The organism is Burkholderia sp. HAN2018 (assembly GCF_024704855.1).
GTDB lineage: Bacteria > Pseudomonadota > Gammaproteobacteria > Burkholderiales > Burkholderiaceae > Burkholderia > Burkholderia cepacia.
This window is the reverse complement of sequence record NZ_QOBB01000357.1, coordinates 1-4,761: the sequence shown is the minus strand read 5'-3', so window position 1 is coordinate 4,761 and position 4,761 is coordinate 1. Positions and strand designations below refer to the sequence as shown.

Annotated in this window: 4 protein-coding genes; 2 read left to right on the top strand and 2 right to left on the bottom strand. The window is 68.1% G+C overall.

The features are described 5' to 3' along the window. Positions 1-238 precede the first annotated feature (238 nt). Complete coding sequence (locus tag DPV74_RS39085; RefSeq protein WP_119339134.1) at positions 239-1,858, bottom strand: NAD(P)-binding protein; 1,620 nt, start codon at positions 1,856-1,858, stop codon at positions 239-241. After that, positions 1,858-3,372 carry a polyamine aminopropyltransferase gene (locus tag DPV74_RS39080; protein WP_059812807.1) on the bottom strand — a complete coding sequence of 505 codons (1,515 nt, stop codon included), beginning with the start codon at positions 3,370-3,372 and terminating at the stop codon, positions 1,858-1,860. Before DPV74_RS39080 ends, DPV74_RS39085 begins: the two co-directional genes overlap by 1 nt. 121 nt (positions 3,373-3,493) lie before the next feature. On the opposite strand from DPV74_RS39080, the gene DPV74_RS39075 reads away from it, so the two are divergent. Together DPV74_RS39075 and DPV74_RS39070 are read left to right on the top strand one after the other, a co-directional pair. Then, entirely contained in the window at positions 3,494-3,880 is a 387-nt protein-coding gene (locus DPV74_RS39075; protein ID WP_027789557.1) for a DUF350 domain-containing protein, read from the top strand. A 27-nt stretch (positions 3,881-3,907) separates the two neighbouring features. Further along, on the top strand, positions 3,908-4,761 hold an 854-nt coding region (locus DPV74_RS39070), incomplete at its 3' end, for an SPFH domain-containing protein (RefSeq protein WP_119339133.1).

The window sequence follows — 4,761 nt, the reverse complement described above, 5'->3', positions numbered from 1 at the left end:
CGCGGTGTCGGCCGCATGCAGCGCCGGCGGCGCGCCGAGCAGCGCGGTGCAGGCGAGCACGCGCGCGGCGGCGCGCACGAACGGGCGAAGGCGTCGGATGGTTCGGTTCGTCATTGTTGTTGTCGAGGAGGGCATACGGCGCGTCGGATGGCGCGGCAACGTCGGCCTGCTCAATGCAGTCGGAATGTCGCGCGATTATAGCGGCTGGCGGCGGCGCCGCAATGACGGATGACGCCGGTCAGGCCAGCACGCGCCGGGCGGCGAGTATGCCCCAGTACGACGCTTCCTCGAACAGCGACAGCCCGGACAGGTCCGCATGCGCGAACACGACGGGGCCGTCGGCCTCGCGCAGCGCGAGCAGCCCCGGCCGGCTCAGGAAGCCGACGTCGGGCGTCGCCATCGCATGACCGCGCACGGTGATCTCGAGCGCCGTCGCGTGCTTCCAGAGTTCGCGTCCGTAGACGGCCTGCAGGTCGATCGCCGCCTGTTCGCGCAACGCATCGGGCCTGGCCTGGGCAAGCCAGCGGCGCGTGTCGTCCGGCGTTTGCGTACTCAACGCCTGATAGGCGGAGAACACCGAACGCGTCGGCGGCGACATCCGGATCAGCTGGTGCGTCGACACGACATAACCGAGCGCCGCGCCGTCGTAGACGACGTTGTCCCACGCGAGCGGCACGCCCGCTTCCTCGGCCGGCATGCCGTCGAGCAGGAAGTTGGACACGAGCCACGGCGCGCGCGGCGGCAGGTCGCGCGCGGGGTCGAAGCCGTATGCGCCGAGCTGCGGAAACACGCGCGCCGCGACGAACAGCGGCATCGCGCTCACGACGCGCCGCGCCTTCAGCATGAACGTCGACAGCGCACCGTCGTTGCCGACGCGCGCGCACAGCACGTCGACGCCGCCCGCGCGTTCGGTCGCGCGCACCGCGAAGCCGTCGCGCGACCACGCGCCGGAACCGGTGCGCGCGGTGATCGAATCGCTCAGCTTCGTCACCATCGTGTGCAGCCCGTCGGGCCAGGTCAGCACCGCGCCGTCGCTCGCATCGCCCGCGTGGCCGCCGCGCGACGAGAAGTAGTGCAGGCCGGCCCACGCGGACACGCGCTCGTACCCGGCGCCATAGTCGTCGCGGCAGCAGTAGTTCAGGTACCAGTGCAACGCCTTCGCCGTGTAGCCTTCGTCGAGCAGCCACTGGCGGAACGAGCGCCGGTCCAGCGCGCGCCAGCGCGGGTCGCGCGACGATTCGGCGATCGGGATGCAGAACACCTTGCGGCCATCGGCGCCGCGCGCGGTGCGCAGCCCGTCGGTGTAGGCGAAGAACTTCGCCTGTTGCGCGAGTTCGTCTGCGCCGAGGCCGGCGGTCGGCACGATGCCGTCCTGCCACTGGCCGGCGATGAAGAGCCGTTCGTCGGGCGCATGCACGAGCGCGCGTTCGTCGTACACAGGACGTCCGGAGAACGGCGCGGATTCGATCACGCGGAGATCGGCCAGCATGTCGCGCAGGTGCGCGGATTCGAGCGACGGCAGCGGCAGGTAGTGCGCGCCCTTGGGATAACCGAGATCGCCGAAGCGGCCGCCGGCGGCATTGCCGCCGAATTCGGGGCCCGCGAGCACCGTGAAGCGCGTGTGCCCTGCGCGCGCAAGCTGCCATGCGCACGACAGCCCGGCGGCACCCGCGCCGAGGATCGCGACGTCGGTTTCGATCGTGCCGGAAGGCGGCGGCAGCGTCGCATGGTCGCGCAGCGCATGGCCTTCGCGCATGCCGGGGTAGCCGACCTGCGGCGTCGTCTCGATCCAGCCGGTGCGCCCGCAGGCGGCGAGCGATGCGGCGGCCGACGCGACGAGGAACGTGCGGCGGTCCATCAGCGCAGCACGTGCTTCCAGTCGTCGTCGAAGCGGCGCACGAGCGGCTGGTCGTTGAGTTCGTTTGGCGACATCGGCAGCGCCGGCATGTCGGCCGGGAAGTGGAACATCTCGGCGGCCGTCTGCGCGTCGAGCCAGCGGGTGGGCACGGAGTAGTGCGTCGGGACCGTGAAATCGCGGCGCTTGCCGGCGATCACGAAGCCCCAGTCGCCGAACGATGGCACGTAGCAGTGGTACGGCCACGTGTTGAGCCCCGCTTCGTGCAGCGTCGCGATGATGGTCCAGTACGCGTGCGGCGCGAAATACGGCGACGTCGACTGGATCACCGCATAGCCGTTCTCCGACAGGTGGCGCGCGAGCAGCCGGAACACGGGTACCGAATACAGCCGGCCGAGCCCGAAGTTGGTCGGGTCGGGGAAGTCGACCACGATCGCGTCGTACACGTCGGCGTTCGATTCGAGCCAGCGTATCGCGTCGTCGTTGATCACGTGCACGCGCGGGTCCTTCAGCGAGCCCTGGTTCAGCTTGACGAGCGGGGCGGACGTCGAGAACAGCTTCGTCATCGCGGGGTCGAGATCGACGAGCGTGATCTGTTCGAGGTTGCGGTGCTTCAGCAGTTCACGCACCGCGAGCCCGTCGCCGCCGCCGAGCACGAGCACGCGCTTCGCCCACGGCAATGCCTCGATCGTCGGGTGGATCAGCGCCTCGTGATAACGATGCTCGTCGCGCGACGAGAACTGCAGGTTGCCGTTCAGGTACAGCCGCATGTCGTCGTGCCATTGCGTGAGCACGATGCGCTGGTACGGTGTCGTTTCCGAATAGATCGTCTCGTCGCCGTACACGCCGTGTTCGGCCCAGTGCGTGATGCGGTCCGACAGCACGAAGCCGGCGACGAGCAGCCCGATCACGAGCGACGCGCGCATCAGCTTGCCGCGCACGTTGCGGATCTCGTCGCGGAACAGGTGCGTCGTCCACAGCGCGACGAAGGCGTTCAGGAGCCCGAACAGGAAGCTGGTGCGCAGCAGGCCGAGGCGCGGCGCGAGCACGAGCGGGAAGATCAGCGACACGGCGAGCGAGCCGAGATAGTCGAAGGTCAGCACTTCGCTGACGGTATGGCGGAATGCCTGACGACGCTGCTGGAACGCGCGCATCACGAGCGGGATCTCCATCCCGATCAGCAGGCCGAGCGCGAGCACCAGTGCGTAAAGCGCCGCGCGGAACGGCGCGGCGAGCCAGGCGAACACCGCGAACAGCAGCGCGGCCGACACGCCGCCGAGCAGGCCGACCAGCAACTCGATATCGACGAAGCGGTCGAGCACGTCGTCGTCCTCGACGAACTTCGCGAGCCACGAGCCGATCCCCATCGCGAACAGGTAGCTGCCGATCACCGACGAGAACTGCAGGATCGAATCGCCGAGCAGGTAGCTCGACAGGGCGCTGCTGATCAGTTCGTAGCCGAGCCCGCACGACGCGAGCACGAGAATCGACAGGACGAGCGCACGCTTATGCAGCATGGCGCATCCGTTGTGCAGTGTTCGGCAATGTGGATATACTGGCGCGGAATTTTGTCCGGTGGCCCCGCGCGGGCCGGCCGGCGACGGGGCGGCGAACCGAGCACAAAATCCGAGGGAAAGAATGAATAGTGCCTATCTCTATGCGGTTCATTTACTGTCGGCGTTCGTGCTGCTTCTTGTGTTCGCGGCAGTGTACCTGAAGGTCACCCCGTTCGACGAACTGGCGCTGATCCGCGACGGCAACGCGGCCGCGACGCTGTCGTTCGGCGGTGCGCTGATCGGCTTCTGCCTGACGCTCGCGTCCAGCATCGCGCACAATTCCACATTCGGCGAAGTCGTGATCTGGGCCGTCGGCGCGATGGTCGTGCAGCTGATCACCTATGCGGCGCTGACGCGCCTGATGCCCGGCATGAATCATGCGATCGAGGATCGCAACGTCGCGATGGGCGGTCTGATGGGCACCGCGTCGCTCGTCGTCGGCATCATCAATGCCGCCTGCCTGACCTGACGCGCCACGCGTTTCGAGGAGACCGACATGAGTCTGGGATCGTTTATCCGCAAGCAGTTCATCGACGTCCTGCAATGGACGGAAGACACCGACGGCGTGCTGGCCTGGCGCTATCCGATGGAAGACCAGGAAATCCAGTACGGCGGCAAGCTGACCGTGCGCGAAACGCAGGTCGCGATCTTCGTCAACGAAGGCAAGGTGGCCGACGTGTTCCAGCCGGGGCTGTACACGCTGGAAACGAATACGCTGCCGGTGCTCACGTACCTGAAGAACTGGGACAAACTCTTTCAGTCGCCTTTCAAGTCGGACGTCTATTTCTTCAGCACGCGGCTGCAGCTCGGCCGCCGCTGGGGTACCGCGCAGCCGGTGACGATCCGCGACCGCGAATTCGGCTTCGTGCAGGTGCGCGCGTTCGGCATCTACTCGTACCGGATCGTCGACGCGGCCGCGTTCTATCGCGAGGTCAGCGGCACGCGCGCGCAGTACACGGTCGACGAGGTCGAACAGCAACTGCGCAACCTCGTCGTGACCGCGATGAGCACGACGTTCGGCTCGGCCGACGTGCCGTTCGTCGACATGGCCGCGAACCAGTCGCTGTTGTCGCAGCGTGTCGCCGACGCGCTGGCGCCTGTGTTCACGCGCTACGGCCTCGCGCTCGACGCGTTCGCGGTCGAGAGCGTGTCGCTGCCGGCCGAGCTGCAGAAGGCGCTCGACCTGCGGATCGGCGCGGGGATGGCCGGCGATCTCGCGCGCGCCACGCAATACCAGACCGCGCAGGCGATTCCGCTCGCCGCGCAGAATCCGGGCGGCATCGCGGGCGTCGGCGCGGGGCTCGCCGCGGGCGCGGCGATCGGGCAGGCGATGGCCGGGCAGATCGCGGG